This is a genomic window from Pseudoalteromonas sp. MMG033 (genome assembly GCF_057197785.1).
The window spans coordinates 2,959,085-2,981,663 of record NZ_CM170070.1; the positions used below are offsets into that span (position 1 = coordinate 2,959,085).

Genomic DNA, 22,579 nt, shown 5'->3' on the forward strand with positions numbered 1-22,579 from the left:
TAACAATAATAATAAAATTATGTCGGAGCCAATACAATGAAGAAACTGTTACTACCACTCGCTGTTTCAGCTGCATTAGCAGGCTGTGGTGGCGGTGAAACGCTAGAAGATGTAAAGCAAGACACCAAACCTGTAACGCCAGTTGCATCGGTTAAATTTGACCCCTCAAATGGTGTTATTTCCGTACCTAATGATATTCTCTTTAGTGGTACACAAGATGGTACGCTCAATATTCCTGGTGAGTTAGATGGCGACTCTAAGCCACTGTTATCTCGTGCGGGTTACGCTGATCCTTCTCTAGCACTTGGTGGTTTAGACGGTTGGTCTACACAAATGCCATATCAAATTGGTTTGAATACACCGACGGGCGTGACAATTGATGCGGCGACAGTAGCAGCGCCAGGCGCAGTTCGTATATTTGAAGTCGTTATGGGTGATGATGCGCAAACTGAGGCATGTCAAAACCTGAGTCCTGCGTTAGCTTGCCGCGTAGTGAGTGAGCTGACATTTGGCCCAACCGGCGACTTTGTTTCACAGCTGAGTGAAGATGGCCAAAACATCAATGTTATTCCTGTTAAACCGTTTAAGTCGAATACGACCTATATCACGGTACTAACAAGCAACATCAAAGACACCATTGATGGCGGCAGAAGTTTAACGCCTTCATCAACATATACTCTGCTTCGTCAAGAAGCGCCGCTCGTGACAGATGCGCAAAAATCTCTGCAAGCAGTTATTCGCAGCTATGAGCAAGCACTTGTCTCAAGTGAATCCATTGGCGCGGATGAAATCGTCTACACAGCGGCAATGACGACGCAAGCGACAGGTCCTGTTGTTGGCACTATCAAGCAGTTGCTAGCGTCAACATTTGGCACTGCTAAACAGCCGGTTGTAGCAGTACCTGATCAAGACTTTATGTCAGTTGCTGATAAATTTACGGAGCTAGGTTTAGCTGCTGCACTGCCACCTGAGTTGTTACAAGCAGCTGGCGGTATCCGTTACCTAAAAGGTAACATTCAATTACCTCAATATTTATCTCAACCTAAAAATGGCGAAGATGCCGCGCTGGCTGATACTTATTGGCAGGCACTATGTGACAACGGCGTTGCCGTTGCAGCGGCGAAAGCACAAGCTGGTGGTCAGTTACCTGAACCAGAAGCTGGCACAGTTGATGCGCAGTGTAATGCGCTTTCAGGCGGCCAATTACGTGACTTAGGTATTGATGCACAAAAATTTGTATCTAAATACAATGTCATTCCTAAAGAGCAGTGGGTTGCTAATGTGCCTGTACAAATCACATTCCCACTGTCAGAAGCGCCAGAAACAGGCTACCCTGTGGTCATTATGCAACATGGTATTACCAGCAAAAAAGAAGATATGCTTAGCTTGACGTTAGCACTGTCTCAGGCTGGTTTTGCAACTGTGGCGATAGACCACCCAATGCACGGTGAGCGCGGTATTGACGTAGACGGTGATGGTGTAGACGAGTTTAATGCGACGACTAAGAGCGTGTTACATTACATGAACCTTCAGTCACTGCTAGTTGCTCGTGATAACCTTCGTCAATCAACGGCGGATTTACTTGCATTAAGATTTGGTCTAAATGCAATTAATGCCTTCTCTCAAGTGCCTCTAAACTTTAATACCAATGATGTTAGCTTTGTTGGTCAGTCGTTGGGTTCAGTTGTAGCGCCAAGCTTTATTGCGCATGCAAACTTACCAATTGAAAATGAGTTGCTAAAAGCAGCAGAGCCTCTGTTTAAAGTAGGGCCAGCGGCACTTTCTAGCGGTGGTGCTGGTATTGCAAACTTCTTAGTTGAATCTGCATCGTTTGGACCTGTTGTAAAAACAGCTGTTGTGCAAGGCGCATCTGATCTTGCTGTGTCTAAAAAGTTTGCAAGTTACCTTCAAGAAGGAGCAGTTGCTGACTGTGGTACGTTTGCTGGCAGCGCAAGTGCATTTGCGGCATGTGCGTATAACACATTTGTTGCAAACCTAGAAGCTGAAGGCGATTTAGCATCAATTGCGGCCATCAATGGCACCGTTGATCAGTTTGCTTATGCATCACAAACTGTGTTGGATACCGCAGATCCACTTAACTATGCACCACTTGTACGTGCGGTAAATACACCTATGTACATGAGTGTTGTCGTTGGTGGTGAAGGCGAAAACAAGGGGGATCAGGTGATCCCAGCGACAACGCTACCACGCAACCCGCTAGGTGGTAGTACACCACTTGCTGCGCTGATGGGTTTAGAGACTGTGACAGAGCCTAAACAGTCAACAGATGGTACAGCAGGGCGTTACGTAGTGAACTTCTCACAGGGCCACCATAGCTCAATGTTAACGCCATCGTTTGATGCACGCACTGGCGGAACCGCTCAGGGTCATGCACAGGCAACAGCAGAGATGCAGAGACAAGTAGCGACGTATTTGGCCTCTAAAGGTTTGATCTTACCAATTACAGATACGACCGTTATTGCTAAGTAATGCATATGAACATCAAAAAGCCGCTGGATAGCGGCTTTTTTTATGCCTTTCATTTGTTCTAAATGAGACTAGTTATCAAGGTTTCATTGCAATGTCGCACTTTTTAAGACAAGATTAACGTCAGAAGATTTGAATTAAACACACTATAGACAAGGGTTTGGGAGATAGCATTGGCATTTTTGTTTGAATATGGCTTATTTTTGGCTAAAGCAGTGACAATCGTGATTGCTGTAGGTGCCATTATTGTATTAGTTGTTGGTGCAAGCCAAAAACCAAAAAGTAAATCGGGTGAAATTGAGGTCAAAGATTTATCTGCTCAATTAGCAGAAACCAAAGAAGAGTTTCTACATCAAACGCTAGATAAAAAAGCGCTGAAAGCACACCTTAAAGCCAGTAAAAAAGAGTCTGAAGAGAAGCCGGAAAAAAAGACGTTTGTTATTGATTTTTCGGGCAGTATTGATGCACATGAAGTGGCAAGCTTACGCGAAGAAGTGACTGCAATATTAACCATTGCGAACAAAGAAAAAGATCAGGTGTTGGTCAATGTAGAAAGCGGTGGTGGTGTTGTTCATGGCTACGGCTTAGCGGCGTCTCAATTAAATCGTATTAAACAGGCTGGTTTACCGCTCACCATTAGCGTAGACAAGGTCGCTGCAAGTGGCGGCTATATGATGGCGTGTGTGGCGGATAAAATTGTCGCGGCACCTTTTGCTATCGTCGGCTCCATCGGAGTACTTGCTCAAATCCCTAACTTCAATAAAATTTTGAAGAAAAATGATGTTGAATTTGAGCAAATCACTGCCGGAGAATACAAGCGTACGTTAACTATGTTTGGTGAAAATACTGAGCAAGGCCGTAACAAGTTTAAAGGCGAAATTGAACATACACATACTTTGTTTAAACAGTTTGTCGCTGAGCATCGACCTCATATGGACATTGATAAAGTGGCGACGGGTGAGCATTGGTTTGCAACGCATGCGAAAGAGTTCGATCTTGTTGATGAAATCAAAACCAGTGATGATCTTTTATTAGAGTTAAATGAATCGCATCAACTTTACAAAGTAAAGTATAAGACTAAAAAGGCACTTGCTGAGCGTTTTGGCCTTGGCCTAAGTGTGGTTGCAGAAAAGTTTGGCATTAAAATGTTGTCTCGTATCCAAACAAGCAACTTATAATTGTTAATTGAAAGTGGGCCCAATAAAGTAGATTACACTTGTTTGGGCTCAATATCTGAATTGTTTCTTATTACCTTACTATCCTACCTGAATTACCTATCATTAAACATTGACTAGCCACAACTGTTATTTGTTACAGGTTTAACTATTTATAACTAATGAGTTTTTCTGCTTTTTTCTCATTGGTGAACAAACGCTTTCATTCCATTTTACTTCGTACTTAAGGGTGAAGGTGCGTTTCACTTTTACACAAAATGTTACAATATAACTTTAGACTCTATTTTCTGTAATCTCAGCGTTTATTTACATACTAATAGCATCTTTTAAGTTAGTGTTGATTTTGAAAAAAACAAAAACCAACATCGGTGGGAAAATGAATGCATTATTAAAAGCAGCAGTTGCTGTATCTTTAGCATGTGCCAGTTCAAATACGCTGGCCGCTAAATCTGATGAAGAAAAAGCCATCTTTAGCAGTAAAACCTTTGAGGCAATGAAACTGCGAAATATTGGCCCTGCATACATGTCAGGTCGTATTGCGGATATTGAAGTGGACCAAAACAACCCGTCCACTTGGTACACTGCAGTGGGTTCTGGTGGTATCTGGAAAACGGTTAATGCGGGAACAACTTGGACACCTATTTTTGATAAACAGGCTGTTTATTCGACAGGAGATGTGACCATAGATCCGAGCAATTCGGATATTATTTGGGTGGGCACTGGCGAAAACAATGGTGGTCGCCATATCAGCTTTGGTGACGGTGTTTATAAGTCAATGGATGGCGGTAAAACATGGAAAAACATGGGCTTGAAAAAGTCTGAACGTATTTCTGATATCATCATTCATCCAACAGACTCAAACACGGTTTGGGTTTCTGCACAGGGTCCGCTTTGGACAGATGGCGGCGAGCGCGGCCTATATAAAACCACGGATGGCGGTGAAACTTGGAAATTGGTATTAAAGCCAGAAGATGAGTGGACTGGTGTGACATCGCTGCTGATTGACCCAAGAAACCCAAATAAATTATATGCAGCAACTTGGTCTCGACAAAGAAAGATTGAGGCTTACGTTGGTACGGGCCCAGGTTCTGGTATTCATACCTCTGATGATGGCGGTGAGACTTGGACAGAGCTTAAAACTGGGTTGCCAAAAGGCAATATGGGTAAAATAGGTTTAGCCATTTCTCCTATCAATCCTGATGTTGTTTATGCCGCGGTTGAAATTGATAATCGTAAAGGTGGTCTTTATCGTTCTGCCAACCGTGGTCAGAGCTGGACTAAGATGTCTGATGAAGTAGGTGGCGGTACCGGTCCCCACTATTATCAAGAAATCTTTGCAGATAAGCATCAATTTGACCGTATATACATTGCCAGTAACTACAGTAAAGTCTCTGACGATGGCGGTAAAACTTGGACGCCAATCAATACCAAGCGCAAGCACGTAGATGACCATGCGATGGCATTCCATCCAACCGATCCTGATTTTGTACTGATTGGTTCTGATGGCGGTATTTATATGTCACATGACCGTATGGCAAACTGGCGTTTCATGGCAAACTTGCCATTAACTCAATTCTATAAAGTCGCGCCGGATGATTCCAAACCATTCTATAAGGTTTACGGTGGTACACAGGATAACTCAACGCAAGGCGGCCCATCTAGAACTATGCGTTCAGAGGGGATCAAAAATAAAGATTGGTTCTTAACCTTGGGTGGAGACGGTCATCAGCCTGCAGTTGAGCCGGGCAACCCAGATATTATGTATTCTCAATGGCAGCAGGGTAACTTGACTCGTCATGATTTCAAAACGCGTGAGAATGTTTATATTAAACCTCAACCTTTGCCGGGCGATCCTGCTGAGCGTTTCAATTGGGATGCACCGGTAAATGTGTCTACTCACGATCCTAAGCGTGTGTACTTTGCATCACAGCGTGTGTGGCGTTCTGATGACCGAGGTGATAGTTGGACGCCTATTTCCGGTGATTTGACTAAAAATGGTAACCGTATGCATACACCGATGATGGGCCGCACTTGGTCTGTTGAAGCCGGTTGGGATCTCTATGCAATGTCTGAGTACCATACGATTGCGAACTTCTCCGAAAGTCCGGTCGATGACAATATCTTATGGGCAGGTACTGACGATGGTCTAATTCAAGTCACCCGCGATGGCGGTAAAAATTGGAAAAAAATTGACCTCAAGCGTGTTAAAGGCGTGCCAGCTACCGCGTATGTGAATGATATTCGCGCGGACTTATTTGATCCGAATACAGTGTACGTTGCACTAGATAATCACAAGTATGGTGATTTTAAGCCATATCTGATCAAGTCAACGAACCTAGGTAAAACTTGGAAATCACTCGCGAAAGACTTACCAGAGAATCACTTAGTTTGGCGTATTGTCCAAGACCATGTAAATAAAGACCTGCTGTTCATTGGTACTGAATTTGGTATTTTCTTCACAGTGGATGGTGGTAAAAAATGGGTTGAGCTCAACGGCGGTATTCCAACAATTTCTACACGCGATGTTAAAATACAGCGCCGTGAAAATGACCTAGTTGCGGGTACTTTTGGTCGCGGTATTTATATTCTCGATGATTATACACCGCTGCGTACATTGACTGAAAAAGCCATGGAACAAGACGCCATCTTGATGGGCCCTGGCCGCCCGGTTAAGTGGTATCAAGAAGATACAAATCACAGCCGTACGGACGGGGATGATCGCTATGTTGCGGATAACCCTGAGCATGGTGCGACATTAACTTACTTCCTAAAAGACAGTTTATTAACAGCCAAAGAGCAACGTCAGCAAGCTGAGAAGAAGCTAGTCAAAGATGAGAAGTATCCAAAATACCCGACTTGGGAAGCGATTGAGAAAGAAAACCAAGAACCAAAGCCTGCTGTTTATCTTGAAATTCGTGATGCAGAGGGCAACTTTGTAGACCGTGTCGCTGGTAAAACAACCAAAGGTATACACCGTGTAACTTGGGATATGGAGTATGCGGCTAATCAGGCTATCACTGGCGAAAAAGCGTCTAGATGGGACCCGTTTGCGATGGCGCGTATGGTTATGCCTGGCACTTATACAGCTACTCTGTACAAGCGTGTAAAAGGCGAAGTATCTCAGTTAGCAACACCTGTTGAGTTTGAATTGCAAGCGATCTCCGAAGGTGCTGTATCAGGACCTACAGCAGAGGCCATCGCTGAATTTAGTGAGCAACTTAAAGGCGTACAAAGACGTTACACGTCAACAACGGCTGCGCTAAATGAAGCCACTAAGACACTGCAATCATTGCGTACAGCGATAGATCGCACGCCTGGTAACATCAGTTCTCTTGAGTCGGCATACGCGCAAGCTCAGGCTGATATCAATGCCATCAACTTTGAACTAACAGGATTGAAGTCACGTAATCGCAAAGGCGCAAAGCCTGCAAATATTTCTAGCCGCCTAGGCTATGCGATATCTGCGCTGTGGTCTACTTATGGTCCTACAAAGCAGCATCGTCAGCAGTTTGGCTATGCGCAGCAAGGCCTAGAAGATGTGATTAGACGCGTTTCTACCTTACAGGAAAAAACGATTCCGAGTCTGCAGCAATCAGTGATTGATGCAGGTGGGCCTTGGACTCGTGGCGCTGCTGTTGTGACAAAGTAGCTTTATTCAAATTATGGCGTCGCATAACATAGCGACGCCATTTTGAATGCAAATGCTAAGCTTCACGTTGATTACATTCTATGCGTGAATTTCTAGGACGACCACTCTTAGCTTTTTTAACAGTTAACAACGAAGATGTCCTGATGAGATAACGACAAGACCACATAACAAGTTAATTGAGTAGTTTATTAACGATGAAAACGATATTTTCTTTTTTGTGTGCCTGCGCCCCGTTCGTGGTGAGCGCACATGGTGAACAGTTTGAAGTGATTGAGGTGCTTGCACCAAAAGAATCACTGACGATTGCATCCGCGAATCATACCTCAGCTTATTTGGATGAGCGCTTTACCTTTTCTTTGAACCGCACCATTGCTGATCAATTGACCTCTTTATCAGGTGTTAGCTTGAATGGTCAAGGCGGCCAATTTCAAAGCTATGCTATTCGTGGCTTTAGCCGTGGCAGAATACGGACTGAAATTGATGGCATTCCCATTATTACAGACAGACGAGCTGGTAACTCAGCATCATTCATTGCCCCGTCTTTGCTTAACTTAGGTCACGTGATTAAAGGTCCTAGCTCTGCACTTTATGGCTCACAAGCAATGGGGGGCGTAGTCAGTCTAAGCTCTGAGATGTCAGATAAGACGCAAGTTGCAGGTTCAGTGCAAAGCAATAATCAAGGCGTTAACTTTTCCATAAAACATCAAAAGGATGACTTTACCTCAGCCTTTGCCTACCAGCATGCTAATAATGACACTGCCCCCAATGGGGATGAGTTAAGTACGCAATTTGAGCGTGCGTCAGCTCTTGTAAGGTATAAAGTGCAGCACCAAGGCTTTACAGCCACTTATTCTTGGCTACCCAGTTATGGCGAGAGTATTGGTAAAAGTAATGTCAAATATCCGACTCAGCAGCTAAGTGACTACCCTGAGGAGTTACATTCATTGGCGCAGGTTCAGTTAAACGGTGACGAAAACTGGATGGCGAAGTTTTATCATCACTATCAAAACTGGGATAGCAGGACAGTGAGGTTTGAGCGTTATGGCGGGCTGAGTCAATACCAGGGACATACTCTGGGAGGTCAATGGCTACAGCATGTTGACTTGGTGGGCCATGAGAGCCATTGGGGGATAGATTGGCTATCACGTAAAGGTGTGAAAATTACCAGCGATTATTTAGTGGTGGATGAGTTTGCACTTAGCCCACTTGGTAATGAGATGAATGCCGATGAAGACAATCTCGCTTTGTATGGTAAAACCCATTGGCAATGGGAGCGCGTTGATTTTGATTTAGGGCTGAGATATGACTGGCTTAAGCAGCAAAGTGACCAATCGGAAGATGCCACTGACGGTCGCTTAAATGCTTCTTTTGCAGCCATGCTACCACTTTCAGATACTGTTGATCTTGGGCTCGATATTGGCACGGGCTTTCGATATCCGACACTCTCTGAGCGTTTATTTTATGGTCAAACGCCAAGAGGGCTTATTGTGGGTAATCAAGCATTGGACCCTGAAACCAGTGTTGGCAGTCAGTTATCTTTGCACTGGCACGTATCTGAAGAGGTGAGCGTGTATGGTGCTATCTATCATTATGACTTAGATAATTACATTGATCGCTATGAGACAGCGTCAGGTTATTTGACTTATCAAAACTTGAGTCATGCCCAAATTAGTGGCTTTGAAGCGGAGCTCAGGTGGTACGCCAGTGAACATTTTGAGCACATACTGAGTTACCAGCAGCAGTCTGGTGAGGATAATCATCAACAAAAACTAGATGATTTGCATCCACGTAAACTGAGCTGGACCATGTTAGTACATTTCGACAATTGGTCGCTGTCAAACGCATACCGACATACTTTTGATGCTGATGAAGTGGGTGGCTCTGAAACACAGCGGGATGCTTTTACTGTGTGGGATGTGTCAGTTGAGCATCAATTAACGGATAGGCAAACGCTGTCCGTTACGATTAATAACCTCACAGACGAAACCTACTATGGCAGTTTAGACGAAGATGCTGCCTTGCAGCCCGAGCGCAGCGTTAAATTATCAACAAGTATACAATTTTAAAGGAAGCAATGAGTTTTAATAAAAATAATAGAAGTATTCATAAGTGGGCGAGTATTATTATTTCTATCCCGCTGCTTGTGATCATCGTAACAGGTATTTTATTGCTAGTTAGAAAAGAGTTTAGTTTTATCCAGCCGCCTTCAGCAAAAGGGGTTGGTACGGTGCCTGAAGTGACTTTTACGCAAATTTTAGACATTGCTAAGTCCGTGGAGTCAGCCGAAATCAAAAGCTGGGATGATGTGAATCGATTAGATGTGCGCCCTGCAAAAGGGATCACTAAAATCCGCAGTAATAATAAAATTGAGATTCAAATAGACAACCAGACAGGCGAAATTTTACACATTGCAAAACGTAACTCTGAGCTGATAGAAAGCTTACATGATGGTACCTTCTTTGAGAAAAACGCCAATTTATGGCTGATGTTACCTGTTTCTTTTGTGACTTTAGTTATTTCCATCACAGGTATGATTTTGTTCTTTTTCCCTTATCTTAAAAAGCGCCGAAAACGACAAAGCGTCGTCTCATGATTTTTACTTTAATGGTCTAATTAAATTTAAAAATCACGCTTGCAGCCAGTAAGTTCTGAAGAGAAAACTGGCTGCAATTTTCTTCAAATTAAGCTTGATAGCTTGACCAATCTCCTCGAATTGCCAATGTCTTTGTGGGCGAGTAAATATTGACAAATAAGGTTGACCCATCAGGAGAAAAGCAGGCGCCTGCAAGCTCAGTTTTAGCGCGCAGCTTGGCAAATGGATATACCTCGCCTTTGGGCGATACACCACGTAGGTGATTGTCTGGCAATAAAGTATATTGGTCCTCGCACACCAGTAGGTGTCCTTGCGGTGTGACCGTAAGGTTATCGCCAAAGTCATAGAGTGATTTATCACTGCTTTCTAAAAACAATTGAATTTGCCCCGGATGCTTGGCTTCTTGCGCGGTGCCTTCATAAGCTGAAGGTTGATAACGCATGATTTGCCCCAGTTGTTTTTCTCCGCCATTGGTACAACAAAAATAAAGCTCATTGTCGCCAAAATGAATGCCTTCACCCCGTGCAAATACAGCTGCACCTAAGTCATATCCGCGCAGCCGCAGGTCATCTTCAGGACTTTGTGGGTTATTCAAGGTGACCCACTCAGTCTCGAACCAAGTTGATAAAGGCATGTTAGCTTGTGTCCAGTTACGGGTATCGAGCTGTTGGGTGTTTTTAACCACGAGGGCTTGCAAAGTACCGCCTAACGCCAATTGGCCTTTTTGTTTAGGAATAAAGCGATAGAAGAGGCCATCCCCTCGGTCTTCGGTTAGATAAACAATTCCTGTTCTTGGGTCTACTGCGGCAGCCTCATGGTTAAAGCGGCCCATGTCCACAAGCGGTACTGGTTGAGTTAACCCTTGCTGATTTGCGGGCACTTCAAAGATGTAACCATGGTCTTTTTCCAGTCCATCTCCAGCCAGTTGTACCGTTTCTTCGCAGGTAAGCCATGTGCCCCAAGGGGTTGTCCCACCAGCACAATTTCTAATAGTACCGACAAGACTATAATATTGCTGTTCAATATGCTGAGTCTCAAGGTTATACACCATGGTTGTGGTGCCCCCAGGTAGTGCAATGTCTTTGTTTAAGCTGTCATAAGCGTTATCGGTGCGATGCGCGGCAATATCTGGTGCTGCATTTTTTAAATGCTTTGGGCTGAGTTCATGGTTTCTGATTAAAGCGACGCGTTTTTCGTCTAATCCGATACACCCCATGCCATCAGCATTGTCTGGCACACTGAGCCCATCATCCATTTTGTCATGCAATGTTGAGATAATTTGGTAACTAAATCCGTCAGGTAAGTCCAACAGGCCTTTGGGATCTTTGATGAGAGGACCATAACCTGTGATTGTTGGGGTGGGTGTGATAGAGCGCTTTTGCGCACAACCCAACATACTGCTGTTTAACCCGACAAATGCAAGTGCAACTGTCCCTTTAGTGAATTGTCTACGTGTGACCATGCTTACTACTCCCAAAGTCGTTTACGTAATTATCTTACTCATGTTTTATGCTTTTTTCGTGGCATAACGGTGGATTGCACGAAAATAAGTGATTCATTTAGGTATTTTGTGATATGTTATACTGTAACATTGAGTGTGAAGTGGCAAGTAAATAGGGTCTTATGAGTCAAAAAAATAATAAAAATAACCAAGAAAGTGAGTTTGTCGAAATTTTTAATTACGCAGGTATCAAGCCTACTGAAAAAAGAATAGCTATTTTCAAGGGCTTAAAGATGGCGGGAAAAGCGCTATCACCCTATGAATTGGTTCAGTACTGTAAGCAAAATTTGGGACTTACCTTGCCAGCTGTCTCCATTTATCGCATCTTAGACTTGTTAGTTGCAGCTGATTTGGTCCATAAGCTGGATACCGTTAACAAATACATCTGCTGTACACATATCGATTGTCATAAACCCCATCCACATACTCAGTTTTTAATTTGCTCCCTGTGCCAAAAAGTAGAAGAAGTGCATATGCCTGCTGAGCTAATGGCGCAATTATCAGCGCAAATTCAATCTCATGGCTATCAATTAAACTCACCTCAGTTTGAGTTTCAAGGTATTTGCACAGATTGTCAGGCACTGGAAGAAGAGGCGGTCTCGAACGCCTAAAGTGTCTTTATTTATAAGGGCAACAGAAATTTTATTGTTAACGCGTGTCTTAAGGTGAAATAGAAATTTCGAATATTCTATTAAAAAATGCTCAGCTGATTAATGAAGGTCAAGTTGAGCATTGTGATGTACGAATTATCGGACAAAGGATTGATAAAATTGCCAGCAGTATTACACCAACGGGTATGGAACAAGTTATCGATTTGCAAGGAGACTTTTTAATTCCGGGCATGATCGATGATCAAGTGCACTTTAGAGAGCCTGGTCTTGCTTGGAAGGGCACCATAGGCACTGAATCTCGCGCAGCAGTGGCTGGTGGCATTACAAGCTTTATGGAAATGCCCAATGTGAGCCCGGCAACGACGGATAAACTGGCTGTGGTTCAAAAGCATCACATTGCTGCAGAAACATCAGCTGCAAATTATTCGTTTTATTTAGGTGCGACACCAGACAACTTAGATGAAATTAAAGCCTGTGATCCGAGTTTTATATGTGGTGTGAAGGTATTTATGGGGGCATCCACAGGTGACCTGCTGGTTGAACACCCAAGTGCCCTTGAAGCGATTTTTAGAGAGTGCCCAGTACTGATTGCGACGCACTGTGAAAAGGGGGATGTGATCAGCGACAATCTGGCAAAGCTGGGTGGCAGAGAGTTGACCATCGAAGACCATCCTGTTATTCGTGATGTCAATGCGTGTTACGAGTCATCTTCTTATGCAGTGAGTCTTGCAAAAAAATATGGCACTCAGCTACATGTTCTTCATTTGACGACTGCCAAAGAGCTAGATTTATTTGCCCCAGGACCAATTGATAACAAGCAAATTACCGCAGAAGCCTGTGTGCATCATTTATGGTTTAATCAAGATGATTACGGCAAGTTGGGGAATTTGATCAAGTGTAATCCAGCTATTAAAGCGGAGTCAGATAGACTTGCTTTGATAAGCGCTTTAAACGATGGTCGTTTAGATATCATAGCGACAGATCATGCACCACATACTTGAGATGAAAAACAGCAAGCCTTTGCACAAGCTCCTGCGGGTCTTCCCTTAGTACAACATGCGTTGCTGACGTTATTTGACCAAGTGAAACGTGGCACCATGAGCTTGACTCAAGTAGTTGAAAAAACTGCGCATAACCCTGCTAAACGCTACAAAGTGCAGCAACGAGGTTTTATCAGAGAAGGGTACTTTGCCGACTTAGCGGTGGTGAGTGCGAAAGCGGGAGACACGGTACGTCATGACAATACTTTGTACCATTGCCAGTGGTCACCGTTTGTGGGGCATCAATTCTCTCATCAAATTCGCTATACGTTTGTCAACGGCCAATGTGTTTACAAAGATGGCGCGGTCATTGAAGTGAAAGACAACGCAATGCCACTGGTGTTTGAAAGAGACTAGTTGTATTTATATTCAGTGAGCGACGGCTAAATTGTTGCTCACTGAATTATTTAGGCGCTTTGTCTAATCAAAAGTGGTAAACGGCCGACAGTTGGAGCGTTAGTGTATCGTAATCAAGGTTATTGAATTCACCTGTGCCGCTTTCTGCATTGAGTGTTATATCTTTCATTTGCCCATACCGGACTTCGCCTTGCCAAGACCAAGTATCATCTACTTTGAACAACATGCCTGCAAATACTTGGTATCCGGTGTCGCCATCACTGGAATAGGAGCGCTCTGATCCTTGCTCTTCTAAATCAATGTCTACTTCTTGTGCCCAGCTTACCCCAGCGCCAATATAAGGCTGCCATGAGCTAGGTGTATTGAATACATAATAAGTATTAAGAAAAAATAAATTTGATGCAATGTTGCCTTCATAGGGTGCGTTAATCGATGGCAATGTGGTATTTGATTCATTGCTTCGATACTCCCAAGCCAGTTCTATTGCTAAATTGTTATGTATGACATAACCGGCACCAAGCCCTGATACAAACCCGCCATCAAGTTGTATATCGCTATTGCCCGTCTGACTTTCTACATTTTGTGCGACGAGCGTCATATCTGACATTTGACTCAGCCCAACGTAAGGCCTGACAAACCAATCATGTTTTGCACTGCAGATTGGGGAGAGTACTAAACAACAGCAACCAAAAGAGAGTAATTTAATATTCATGGCTAGGGCTCCATTATTAGCTCCACCTGCTATACGAGAGAATAAAGTATTTAGATTAAAGCTTGGCCGGTGCTATTTAAATAAATCTTTAAATTGGTCCCATATTCCCAAAGACTCATTAGGGAAAAGATCAATGCCCAGCCAAGATTTAAGTAAATACAAGATAACGAAAACAAGCCCGAGGAGCATCATTCCAACAATGGTTAATGCAGTTACAAACACCATGGCAGCAGTAAAGCGCTCCGTTGAGTTTAAGCTGCGCTTATTCACACCGCCAAGAAATACAATATAAAAACTCCATGGTAAAAATGGAAAGGCGAGCGTCGGCCTAAAGTCAATCTGGTGATTATTCCAACCTCGCGTATTGATGACTTTATCCAGCGCTTTTCGCTGTTTATAGGTAAAGCTGGCGGCAACTTCGGGGTCCATCTTGCCAAGCAGTTGTTTGACGTGAGTGTGGCGTTGCTGGGATTTATGCACTGTCATTGAGTCTCCTTAGCCTAAGATCAAGTAAATAGCTGCATGTGTAAAAACGGCTTAGCTAGATACTCACATGATCCATCGACTGTCTTTTCATATCGATCGGTTACATCCTGCTATCATTAGCAATGATAGACGCTATTTTCCCACTCAACCTGAATTTACTTTTAGCTGTGCGGTTGTGAGGTTTATAATTTCATCATGTTGATGACATATTGAATATCCGCCCCTTTTTCGAGGCTAAAATCCTAATGCTTGGTCAACTTTGCTTTTAAAGCGACGAAACATCACTGACGCTTTGGAAGGCATATGTGTTTTTCTAGAATAATCTATAGGCCTTATTTGAGGTAACTGACCTTTTCGCGCAAAAGGGATCGTTTGGATTGCTAGATTGTTATTACAGTGACTGCCAAATAAATATGAGAGCGTTGGGTTTGCATTGTTTAATAAAGCACGGGTTTGATGAAACTCATCTAGCTGTGTTTTTGAGTGTGCCCAGCCATTGGTCTGTACAGATAGCTTTAAAACGCGTTGCTTTGTTGAACCGTTCTTTTCATGTAGGCGATGGTATAAATCTCGATTCCATAAAAAGCAGGTGCCTTTTTGCCCCTTCAAATTACAGTAGTTTAGATTACTTTCAAGTGGGCCTGTTGCATATCCAGGTATAATCTCAAAGGCACCTTCATGAGTTTCTTTTACATCATTGAGATAGATATAGATTGAGAATGGTCGACACCCATAAACAGATTTGATATTTGGATCACGGTGGTCTTTGTGCCACCCCTCTAAAAGGTCACAATGGGTTTGGTTAGTCGTTTGACTCCAATCTATCTCAAAGCAGTGGCATTGAAAAAGTATCGGGCAAGGGTCCAATACGGTAATGGCGCTGAGCAGTTTGTTGTTTAACACATCATCGAGAATGCCGAGCTCAACAAGCTCATCTGAGTACACATAACTCGTTTCCGGCGATTGACGGTCATGAAAAATGGGATCTAACAACCTATTCCATTTATCAATTATTTGCTGTGTATATATGTTTTGAAAAGGGAGCAATCCATGCTTTAAATACATTGTTTGTAAAGACAGCTCTCTGTTATCTAATTTCATTGTGATGCACCCATGTTGATATATCTAGCGTATGTAGAGGTGAGCGAAACTCATGCCATGATGGACGTTTTGAAAATGTTTATATATGTTAGGTACTTATAATTTTTAGGTGGTTTTTAGCTGTGTGTGGTAGTTGGATGTTTGCAATCTAGTAATGCAAAATGCGAATTTTAGATGGTGTTCAGGGGCGCTTTCTTTTTATACGGGAGGGGGAGAATAGTATTAGATAATAAACAACACTACTCTCTACAATCACACGGCGAGTCTTATGCTTTTTTAATGGCCCAAGCGGTATAAAGCCCCGCACTGATGAACATAAATAGGCCGTAAATACTTGGTGCGATAGACATGACTTCACTATTTAATAAGCCGGTTGTCACTAGAAGTGCTAACGTCCCGTTTTGTAAACCAACCTCTAAAGTAATGGTGCGTGTTTGTGTGGCATTATGTAGTAAAAAATGGGCGACCAACAACCCAGCCAACATAGATAGCAAATTGAGCGCGATGACGGCAGGGCCTGCCATGACTAGATAATCAATTAGTTTATCACCTAGTTTAAAGCAAATACTGACGATCACTAAAAGCAATACCGCAACAGAAAACCAACTAATATACGGGCTCGCTTTTTTTGCAAATTCGGGCCACTTAGTATTAATGGCCATACCAATTAAGACAGGCACAACACCAACAACAATGAGTTGTAGCCAAGCTTTTAAAATTGGAAACTCAATCAAGGTGTCATTTTTGCCGTAATAACCGATTGCCCATGCCGCTAAAAAGGGCAGAGTAAATGGGGTAATAAAACCCACAACGGCAGTCAAAGACACAGAGAGCCCGACATCGCCTTTGGCTAAATAGCTGTACAAGTTTGAGGTTGTACCGCCCGGGCACAGAGCTAAGATAAATAAGCCAATGGCAAGCTCCCCTGTAAGTCCTGTTAAGGCAATCACGGCAATAGCGAGTACAGGCAGTAAGAGTAGCTGACAAAAAGCACCGATGAAAAAGCTTTTTGGTTGCAGGCATACACGCTGAAAATCAGCAAGTTTTAAGCTTAATCCAACGCCTGCCATGATAAAAATGAGCGCGACGGGTAAGCCTATTTCAATTAAAGCGGGTGGCATGTCGTTATCCTTGTTAGGCCAAATTATATTTATATTAACAAGTTATTTAACATGTCGTCATACTGAAATGAACAGGTAGGATGTGAAGGTTATATGACGCAGTGATTTGGTGACAAGCGTATGCTTGTCACCGAAGGAGCTTAAAACTGATAAGTGGCTTTGAGATAGCCGCGTCTGCCAACCGTGTCGTAAGTAAATACATCTGTATTGGCATCATTCCATGAAGTCAAAAATGGCGGTCGCTTATCAAATAAGTTGTCTATACCCAAGGACACAACAAGTGAGTCAGATACCGCATAACCCAATTGCACATCATGATAAAGGATACTGGGTACTTGGCTGCCAATTGGACCGCCTTCGTTTTCGTCTTGGGCTTTACCGATATACTGAATGCTATAGCTGCCTTGCCACTTTGCAGCAGCGACATTGGTAGTTAGATTAGACTTCCACTTCGCAAAGCTTCCCCTATCTGAGGTGATTTTGCCAAGTAACACTTCTGTTTCTGCGCCGTCAAAAGCGGTGTTTTCATGCTTGAGCAAGCGCGTTGTATCCCAAGTGAACTTGTAGTCGAGATGCTTATAACTAGATGCAAATTTGATGTTTAAATCTATCCCAGAGACTTGTTCACTGGCGGCGTTCATCGGGCGCTTTTCAAGTAAGGTGACTTGGTGTGTAATAGTGTCTCTGGTAATGCTATCGCAATAAGCTTTGTAGGCAAGTGGATCGCTGTAGCAAAGGCGTAGCATGTTAGAACCAGACACACTATTGATGGCGTTATCAACGTCAATATCAAAATAGTCTAGCGTGGCTGAAAATAATCCGTTTTGGTATACCACGCCCAGTGTAAAGGTATTCGCAGTTTCTGGGCCGACTTCGGTGTTGCCGCCCACACCTGTGCGAATTGTTGAGCCATCTTGTTCAAAGCCATTAGGTACGCCAGCTGCGAGACAGTTATTTAAAATCATGCCTGTTGCGCCATCGCATGGGTCCATAGTGATGAGGTTTTCGATGTTGGTGCCGCCAAATTGCTCGGTAATGGTTGGCGCTCTAAATGCACTAGATCGGACGCCTCGTAACAGCCATTGGTCGTTAACTCGCCAAGTTAATCCCAGTTTATAGGTGGTTTCGGCATCAAAATGCTGATAATCAGAGTAGCGAAGTGCCATATCCGTTTTAACGGATTGCGCGTAGGGTAAGTCACTTAAAAGTGGAATAGAAAGCTCCAAAAATGCTTCTTTGACTTCGGAGTCACCAGAAATTGCATCCTCTTCGCCGTTTTGTATCGCAATCGGATCTGGGTCACGCCAGCCTTTTTCTTTACGTAGAGTGATACCCGTTGCAAAGGCTAAGCTGCCTGCTTTAAGCTCAGTGATATCGCCCGTCAAATCAAAGCTAAGAGATTGAAGCTGGTTGCCACCCGTTCCTTCGCGTTGGTAAGTCACATAGTCGATGACATCTGGGGTTAATTCACCGATACCAAAATAATCTCCACAGGGAATGGCGGCATTACTTGCTGTGCTACATACATTCGCATCGAGTGTTTGCGCAACTTTGGTGTCATCAAAATCATAGCTCCAGCCATCGGTTCCGGTATTTCTGCCCCAGTTATAGCCTGCTTGCCACAACCAGTTATTTGCTAGTGTGCCAGAGAGCGCGAATGTGGTTTGCGTGGTGTTGGTTTCTTGATAGAACTCAGGGTTGGGTACTTCAATATTTCGACGACGCTTTAACGTGAGATCTTGTCCAGTAGGGTTGTAAGCAAACAATCTAGAAACGTCGACAGAGTTAAACCCTCTTGGTGTGACGACTTGATCTGACTGTCGATTAGCGTAAAGCACGGATGTATCAAGCACAATAGAGTCAGACAGCTCATAAGAGACAAAAGCCGCTAAATTCAGGCGCTGCATTGGGCTGTATGCATTGAGCGCTTCAAACCAATTGTAGCCGTGCTTGTCATTGTCATAGGCTTCAAAGAGGTCACCATTGTGGCCTGCGACTTGGTTAAATTGTACTTCTTGTCCATCCGCCAACAGTGCGCGCCCGCCAATGGTTGAACCAGATGAAATACACACAAGTTTGCCATCGACTTCACTTAATGGGCAGGGGTTACGAGTTGATTGTAAGGCGTTACCATTGTCGACATAATTGATATTAACGGTGACATGGCCTTTATCAAATGAATTGCCATAAGAGAGGTTTAGCTCTGCATTTTCAGCATCTTTTTTGCTGCTTTGACCTACTTTTGCAACAAGTGTCGTGCCTTCAAAATTAGACTTGGTGATGATATTGACCACACCCGCGACAGCATCGGCGCCATATATCGCTGAAGCGCCATCTTTTAAAATATCAATGCGCTCAACGAGTCCCATTGGGATCATATTCAGGTCTGGGCTGTCATTAGCACCTGTGCCCCCTGCAACGAGGCGTTTGCCATTGAGTAAAACCAGAGTACGTTTAATGCCCATACCTCGCAGATTGACTTGCGCGGTGGCGTAGCCATTGCTAGTCCAGTAGGCATTAGTGGCATTTCCTGCTGGGCCTGCTGATGCACTTAAGCTTTGCAATACCTCTTCTAAGTTAGACATACCGGTGATTGCAAGATCTTCAGCAGTTAAGGTGGTTACCGGACTGGCTGACTCTAAATCGATATTTTGAATTTTTGAACCCGTTACTTCAACACGTTCAATGTGTGTTGTTTGCTGCGCAGAAACAAAGTGAGAGAGGCCAAGGCCGAGTAGCGCAAGAGATAATTTTGAATACGAAAACATAAAGAAAACTCTGAAAAAAACTGCGGCGAGTATAATGAAGTTGACCTTGTTTGAGATGTGACAAATTGTCGCACTAACAAAATTTTAAGTAAACTTTACATGAAGTTACTAATTAACAAAGCTGATTTTAATGAAGAAAAAGAGTAGAAAGTGTGTTGTTTGACGAAAGATGTAAATAGAGCGTCTATCAATTGTCGACTTCATCTAACATTGATTAATTAAAACAAATACAAAACATAATGTTAGTTACTCAACTGTTATATAAACCCAGTTTATACGATTTTTCGGCTTGTTTTGTTGCTATTTAATCAATAAAATGCGGCGCTTTTATGTAGTGGGATAGAGTAAAAAATGTTGAAAACCTCTAAAAAGACAATTTTGGTCTCCTTGTCATGTATAAGTCTACTTGGTGGTTGTACTGAAGGAACTGGGGAAGATGATTTAACCGCAGATCTGAGTAGCAGCGGTAATAACTGTGATCTAGTAGAGCTAATTTCGGAGGCAGATAGAAGTGCAGCCAATGCATGCGGTGTACAAGCTTCATCACAAATCGCAAATGCTGATGTATATTACGCAGCAGCCGTAAAAGCGTGTCGCAGTGGTGAAACTGGTACAGATCCTGATACAGGAAATGTGACTACATATAAAGATACCTATGAGGTATATAAAAAAGCGGCCAATTATGCTTTGACAGTCGTAGGTCAAATGAACTGTGGCACTAATTCGACTGGCAACACGGGCGGTGGCATTGCAGTACCAGAGACCTCCCAAGAGCAGTACAATTTGTGTGTCGGTTATATCAATGATGGTAAAAAAGCGCTAGCGTCGTGTTATGGTCCAGTTAAACAATTTGATTATCAGTGTGGAGACAATAGAGTTAATTACTTGAAAAGCTTTGATCTGAAAGCTAGCTGTATTAGCGAAAGAGATACTTGGCTGAAAAACGCGTTTAACAATTAGGTATTGCCCGTGAACATGAAAAATTTAGCCATATTTATAATGGGTCTGTTCACGGGTGTTTTCTTGAACATACTCTTTGATACACCAATACGACAAGAAAATATGCCGATGACTAAGGTGGAGCCTCAAATAGTTGAGCTCATGCCACAAGAAATCAAATGTAACATCAAACAGGATATTATTCCGATTAATACAAAAAAAGAAGGTGTAGAAGGGTCTTTTTATGAATTGTCTAACTTCGCATTGAAATTTGCAGATGAGGAAGAAATTGTTCATTTTGCTCTACAGCAAGGAATTTTAGACAGAGACAGTATTGGTCAAATTACAGATGTCAAACAAGCCGCAAATCGCTTGAGTAAAATAGCGGTGGGTAAAAACGGCAGTGACGAAGTTGAAATGCTCAATCATGGACCTTCACGTGTGTATTTTAGCAATGGTGAGCAGGTTTTCGCTGGGTATGCTAATCAAAACGAATTTAACGCTGAGATAAAAAAGATCACAGCTACATTTGAAACTGGTGCAGATTACGGTCACAAAGTATTAGTGAAATGGATTAATACAGATACTCAGCAGTTGTTGGCATTTAAAAATGTCTCTATTAAGTCCGCTGATGATCTTCATTATGTGACACTATCTAAACAACAGTGGCAAAGTGGTATATACCAAGTTGAAATTTATGCTATATCGGATGACTTTCCTTTGCTAGCTAAAGGCCATTATTCTGTTAGTGCTTCGTTATAATTTTAATTTTTTCATCAAGTAAAAGCTGGTGGCACTGGCTATCACAGCATTAACTGGCGTGATCCCTTGTAGCCAATGGCCCGCAGCGATACCGATAAAAACGCTGATGATGGCAGTCCAGTTTATTGTCTGGCACTGTGCATTTTGCATATTTTGATAGCGCGTTTTATGGGTTAAGTAATGCGTGATCAGCACACCACCAATAGGGGGAATTGCTGCGGATAGAAAGGTTAACCAGCTAACAAAATGATTGTAGAGCCACAATGCGCAAAGTGTGCCGATGAGACCATTGATGACACTAAGGCATTTGCTTGAAAGCCCCGTGATATTGGCAAACCCAAGTCCAGACGCATAAAGTGCATTATCATTGGTGGTCCAAATATTTAAACCCAGCACAATCACTGCGGGTAGTAATAAGCCTTGCAGCATCAACACCTCAGAAATATCAGATTTCCCCGTTGCTGCGGCGCCTGCACCACCAAATACAAACATTAAGCTGTTACCGATTAAAAATGCGATAACTGTGATCAGCACTGCCTTTTTAGCATTTTTGCCAAAGCGCATAAAATCTGCTGTCAGTGTGCCCGCAGAGATGAACGAACCGACTACCAAGGTGATCGCTTGAGTTTGGCTCAGTGGTGAAGTGATAGGTTGAGCTGCCAAACCGGATAGTCCGCCTGCTCCGTCAATCGCTAACCATACTGAGAATCCGCCGAGTAGGGCAATGGCTGGTACCGCTATCATTGAGAGGATCATGAGAGCGGAGATCCCAATATATGCAGTGGCGGTCATCAATATGCCTGCAATGAGAATGAGCCAGCTAATATCAAAGCCGGTAATTTTGCTCACAGGCAGCGCAAACATGGCGATACCAACACCAAACCAGCCAACCTGTGTGCCAGCAAGAAGTGCGGATGGCAGCCAAGAGCCTTTTAAGCCAAAAGAAAAGCGCGCAAGTAAATGAGTCGAAAGCCCTGTTTTTGCACCGATATAGGCTAAAAATGCAGTGTATATGGCGAGAATTAGGTTGCCCGCAACAACCGCTGTTATGAAATCAGCTTGTGATAAGCCAACGCCGAGTTTGCCACCTGTCCACATACTCGCTGAGAAAAAAGTCAGGCCCAACATTAACATCACCATGGCGATTGATGCTCGTCTTGCTACTGTGGGGACAGGTTTTAAATCGAATTCATGCGCTGACATAAGGGCTCCATTTTACTGTGTAAGTATAAAGTGTATTGTGAAATTGCAGCACAATTATGGAGAGTTAACTTTAT

General features: G+C 43.2%; 17 protein-coding genes. 10 read left to right on the top strand and 7 right to left on the bottom strand.

The features are described 5' to 3' along the window. Positions 1-36 precede the first annotated feature (36 nt). The 5 genes from AC2CZC_RS13045 to AC2CZC_RS13065 all read left to right on the top strand — a co-directional run bounded on the left by AC2CZC_RS13045 (position 37) and on the right by AC2CZC_RS13065 (position 9,904). Positions 37-2,490, top strand: coding sequence for a VolA/Pla-1 family phospholipase (locus AC2CZC_RS13045; RefSeq protein ID WP_484582086.1), 2,454 nt, complete (start codon positions 37-39; stop codon positions 2,488-2,490). A 170-nt stretch (positions 2,491-2,660) separates the two neighbouring features. Next, positions 2,661-3,665, top strand: a complete 1,005-nt coding sequence (gene sohB / locus AC2CZC_RS13050) for a protease SohB (RefSeq protein ID WP_484582087.1) — start codon at positions 2,661-2,663, stop codon at positions 3,663-3,665. A 373-nt stretch (positions 3,666-4,038) separates the two neighbouring features. Beyond that, entirely contained in the window at positions 4,039-7,311 is a 3,273-nt protein-coding gene (locus tag AC2CZC_RS13055; RefSeq protein WP_484582088.1) for a WD40/YVTN/BNR-like repeat-containing protein, read from the top strand. A 194-nt stretch (positions 7,312-7,505) separates the two neighbouring features. Next, entirely contained in the window at positions 7,506-9,377 is a 1,872-nt protein-coding gene (locus AC2CZC_RS13060; RefSeq protein WP_484582089.1) for a TonB-dependent receptor domain-containing protein, read from the top strand. Between the two features lie 8 nt (positions 9,378-9,385). After that, positions 9,386-9,904: a PepSY domain-containing protein gene (locus tag AC2CZC_RS13065; RefSeq protein ID WP_484582090.1), complete on the top strand. Its 519-nt coding sequence runs from the start codon at positions 9,386-9,388 to the stop codon at positions 9,902-9,904. Between the two features lie 88 nt (positions 9,905-9,992). Here AC2CZC_RS13065 and AC2CZC_RS13070 read toward each other — a convergent pair whose 3' ends face one another. Beyond that, complete coding sequence (locus AC2CZC_RS13070) at positions 9,993-11,366, bottom strand: alkaline phosphatase PhoX (RefSeq protein ID WP_484582091.1); 1,374 nt, start codon at positions 11,364-11,366, stop codon at positions 9,993-9,995. Between the two features lie 161 nt (positions 11,367-11,527). On the opposite strand from AC2CZC_RS13070, the gene AC2CZC_RS13075 reads away from it, so the two are divergent. The 3 genes from AC2CZC_RS13075 (at position 11,528) to AC2CZC_RS13085 (ending at position 13,413) form a co-directional block, all read left to right on the top strand. Continuing rightward, the gene (locus tag AC2CZC_RS13075; RefSeq protein ID WP_284022446.1) at positions 11,528-12,016 is read left to right on the top strand and encodes a Fur family transcriptional regulator; all 489 of its coding nucleotides are present in this window, start codon (positions 11,528-11,530) and stop codon (positions 12,014-12,016) included. 185 nt (positions 12,017-12,201) lie between these two features. After that, a complete protein-coding gene (locus AC2CZC_RS13080; protein WP_484582092.1) occupies positions 12,202-13,017 on the top strand; it encodes an amidohydrolase family protein in 816 nt (271 codons plus the stop codon). A 60-nt stretch (positions 13,018-13,077) separates the two neighbouring features. Continuing rightward, positions 13,078-13,413: an amidohydrolase family protein gene (locus tag AC2CZC_RS13085; protein WP_484582093.1), complete on the top strand. Its 336-nt coding sequence runs from the start codon at positions 13,078-13,080 to the stop codon at positions 13,411-13,413. A 67-nt stretch (positions 13,414-13,480) separates the two neighbouring features. Here the strand turns inward: AC2CZC_RS13085 and AC2CZC_RS13090 are convergent, their stop codons facing one another. The 5 genes from AC2CZC_RS13090 to AC2CZC_RS13110 all read right to left on the bottom strand — a co-directional run bounded on the left by AC2CZC_RS13090 (position 13,481) and on the right by AC2CZC_RS13110 (position 19,601). After that, positions 13,481-14,125, bottom strand: a complete 645-nt coding sequence (locus AC2CZC_RS13090) for an outer membrane protein (protein ID WP_484582094.1) — start codon at positions 14,123-14,125, stop codon at positions 13,481-13,483. Between the two features lie 72 nt (positions 14,126-14,197). Then, positions 14,198-14,611 carry a hypothetical protein gene (locus AC2CZC_RS13095; RefSeq protein WP_484582095.1) on the bottom strand — a complete coding sequence of 138 codons (414 nt, stop codon included), beginning with the start codon at positions 14,609-14,611 and terminating at the stop codon, positions 14,198-14,200. Positions 14,612-14,845: 234 nt separating this feature from the next. Continuing rightward, complete coding sequence (locus AC2CZC_RS13100) at positions 14,846-15,712, bottom strand: hypothetical protein (RefSeq protein ID WP_484582096.1); 867 nt, start codon at positions 15,710-15,712, stop codon at positions 14,846-14,848. Positions 15,713-15,978: 266 nt separating this feature from the next. Further along, on the bottom strand, positions 15,979-16,833 hold the full coding sequence (locus tag AC2CZC_RS13105; RefSeq protein ID WP_484582097.1) for a bile acid:sodium symporter family protein: 855 nt from the start codon (positions 16,831-16,833) through the stop codon (positions 15,979-15,981). A gap of 140 nt (positions 16,834-16,973) precedes the next feature. Next, positions 16,974-19,601: a TonB-dependent receptor domain-containing protein gene (locus tag AC2CZC_RS13110; RefSeq protein WP_484582098.1), complete on the bottom strand. Its 2,628-nt coding sequence runs from the start codon at positions 19,599-19,601 to the stop codon at positions 16,974-16,976. Positions 19,602-19,952: 351 nt separating this feature from the next. On the opposite strand from AC2CZC_RS13110, the gene AC2CZC_RS13115 reads away from it, so the two are divergent. Beyond that, a complete protein-coding gene (locus AC2CZC_RS13115) occupies positions 19,953-20,561 on the top strand; it encodes a hypothetical protein (protein WP_484582099.1) in 609 nt (202 codons plus the stop codon). A gap of 63 nt (positions 20,562-20,624) precedes the next feature. Beyond that, positions 20,625-21,302, top strand: coding sequence for a hypothetical protein (locus AC2CZC_RS13120; RefSeq protein WP_484582100.1), 678 nt, complete (start codon positions 20,625-20,627; stop codon positions 21,300-21,302). Here AC2CZC_RS13120 and codB read toward each other — a convergent pair. Continuing rightward, entirely contained in the window at positions 21,297-22,505 is a 1,209-nt protein-coding gene (gene codB / locus AC2CZC_RS13125; RefSeq protein ID WP_484582101.1) for a cytosine permease, read from the bottom strand. The two genes, AC2CZC_RS13120 and codB, sit on opposite strands and share 6 nt — an antisense overlap. Positions 22,506-22,579 lie beyond the last annotated feature (74 nt).

Coding starts and splice junctions, on each gene's coding strand:
- AC2CZC_RS13045 (WP_484582086.1), top strand. CDS start 37: ATGAAGAAACTGTTACTACCACTCGCTGTTTCAGCTGCATTAGCAGGC.
- AC2CZC_RS13055 (WP_484582088.1), top strand. CDS start 4,039: ATGAATGCATTATTAAAAGCAGCAGTTGCTGTATCTTTAGCATGTGCC.
- AC2CZC_RS13060 (WP_484582089.1), top strand. CDS start 7,506: ATGAAAACGATATTTTCTTTTTTGTGTGCCTGCGCCCCGTTCGTGGTG.
- AC2CZC_RS13065 (WP_484582090.1), top strand. CDS start 9,386: ATGAGTTTTAATAAAAATAATAGAAGTATTCATAAGTGGGCGAGTATT.
- AC2CZC_RS13070 (WP_484582091.1), bottom strand. CDS start 11,366: ATGGTCACACGTAGACAATTCACTAAAGGGACAGTTGCACTTGCATTT.
- AC2CZC_RS13075 (WP_284022446.1), top strand. CDS start 11,528: ATGAGTCAAAAAAATAATAAAAATAACCAAGAAAGTGAGTTTGTCGAA.
- AC2CZC_RS13080 (WP_484582092.1), top strand. CDS start 12,202: ATGGAACAAGTTATCGATTTGCAAGGAGACTTTTTAATTCCGGGCATG.
- AC2CZC_RS13090 (WP_484582094.1), bottom strand. CDS start 14,125: ATGAATATTAAATTACTCTCTTTTGGTTGCTGTTGTTTAGTACTCTCC.
- AC2CZC_RS13095 (WP_484582095.1), bottom strand. CDS start 14,611: ATGACAGTGCATAAATCCCAGCAACGCCACACTCACGTCAAACAACTG.
- AC2CZC_RS13100 (WP_484582096.1), bottom strand. CDS start 15,712: ATGAAATTAGATAACAGAGAGCTGTCTTTACAAACAATGTATTTAAAG.
- AC2CZC_RS13105 (WP_484582097.1), bottom strand. CDS start 16,833: ATGCCACCCGCTTTAATTGAAATAGGCTTACCCGTCGCGCTCATTTTT.
- AC2CZC_RS13110 (WP_484582098.1), bottom strand. CDS start 19,601: ATGTTTTCGTATTCAAAATTATCTCTTGCGCTACTCGGCCTTGGCCTC.
- AC2CZC_RS13115 (WP_484582099.1), top strand. CDS start 19,953: ATGTTGAAAACCTCTAAAAAGACAATTTTGGTCTCCTTGTCATGTATA.
- codB (WP_484582101.1), bottom strand. CDS start 22,505: ATGTCAGCGCATGAATTCGATTTAAAACCTGTCCCCACAGTAGCAAGA.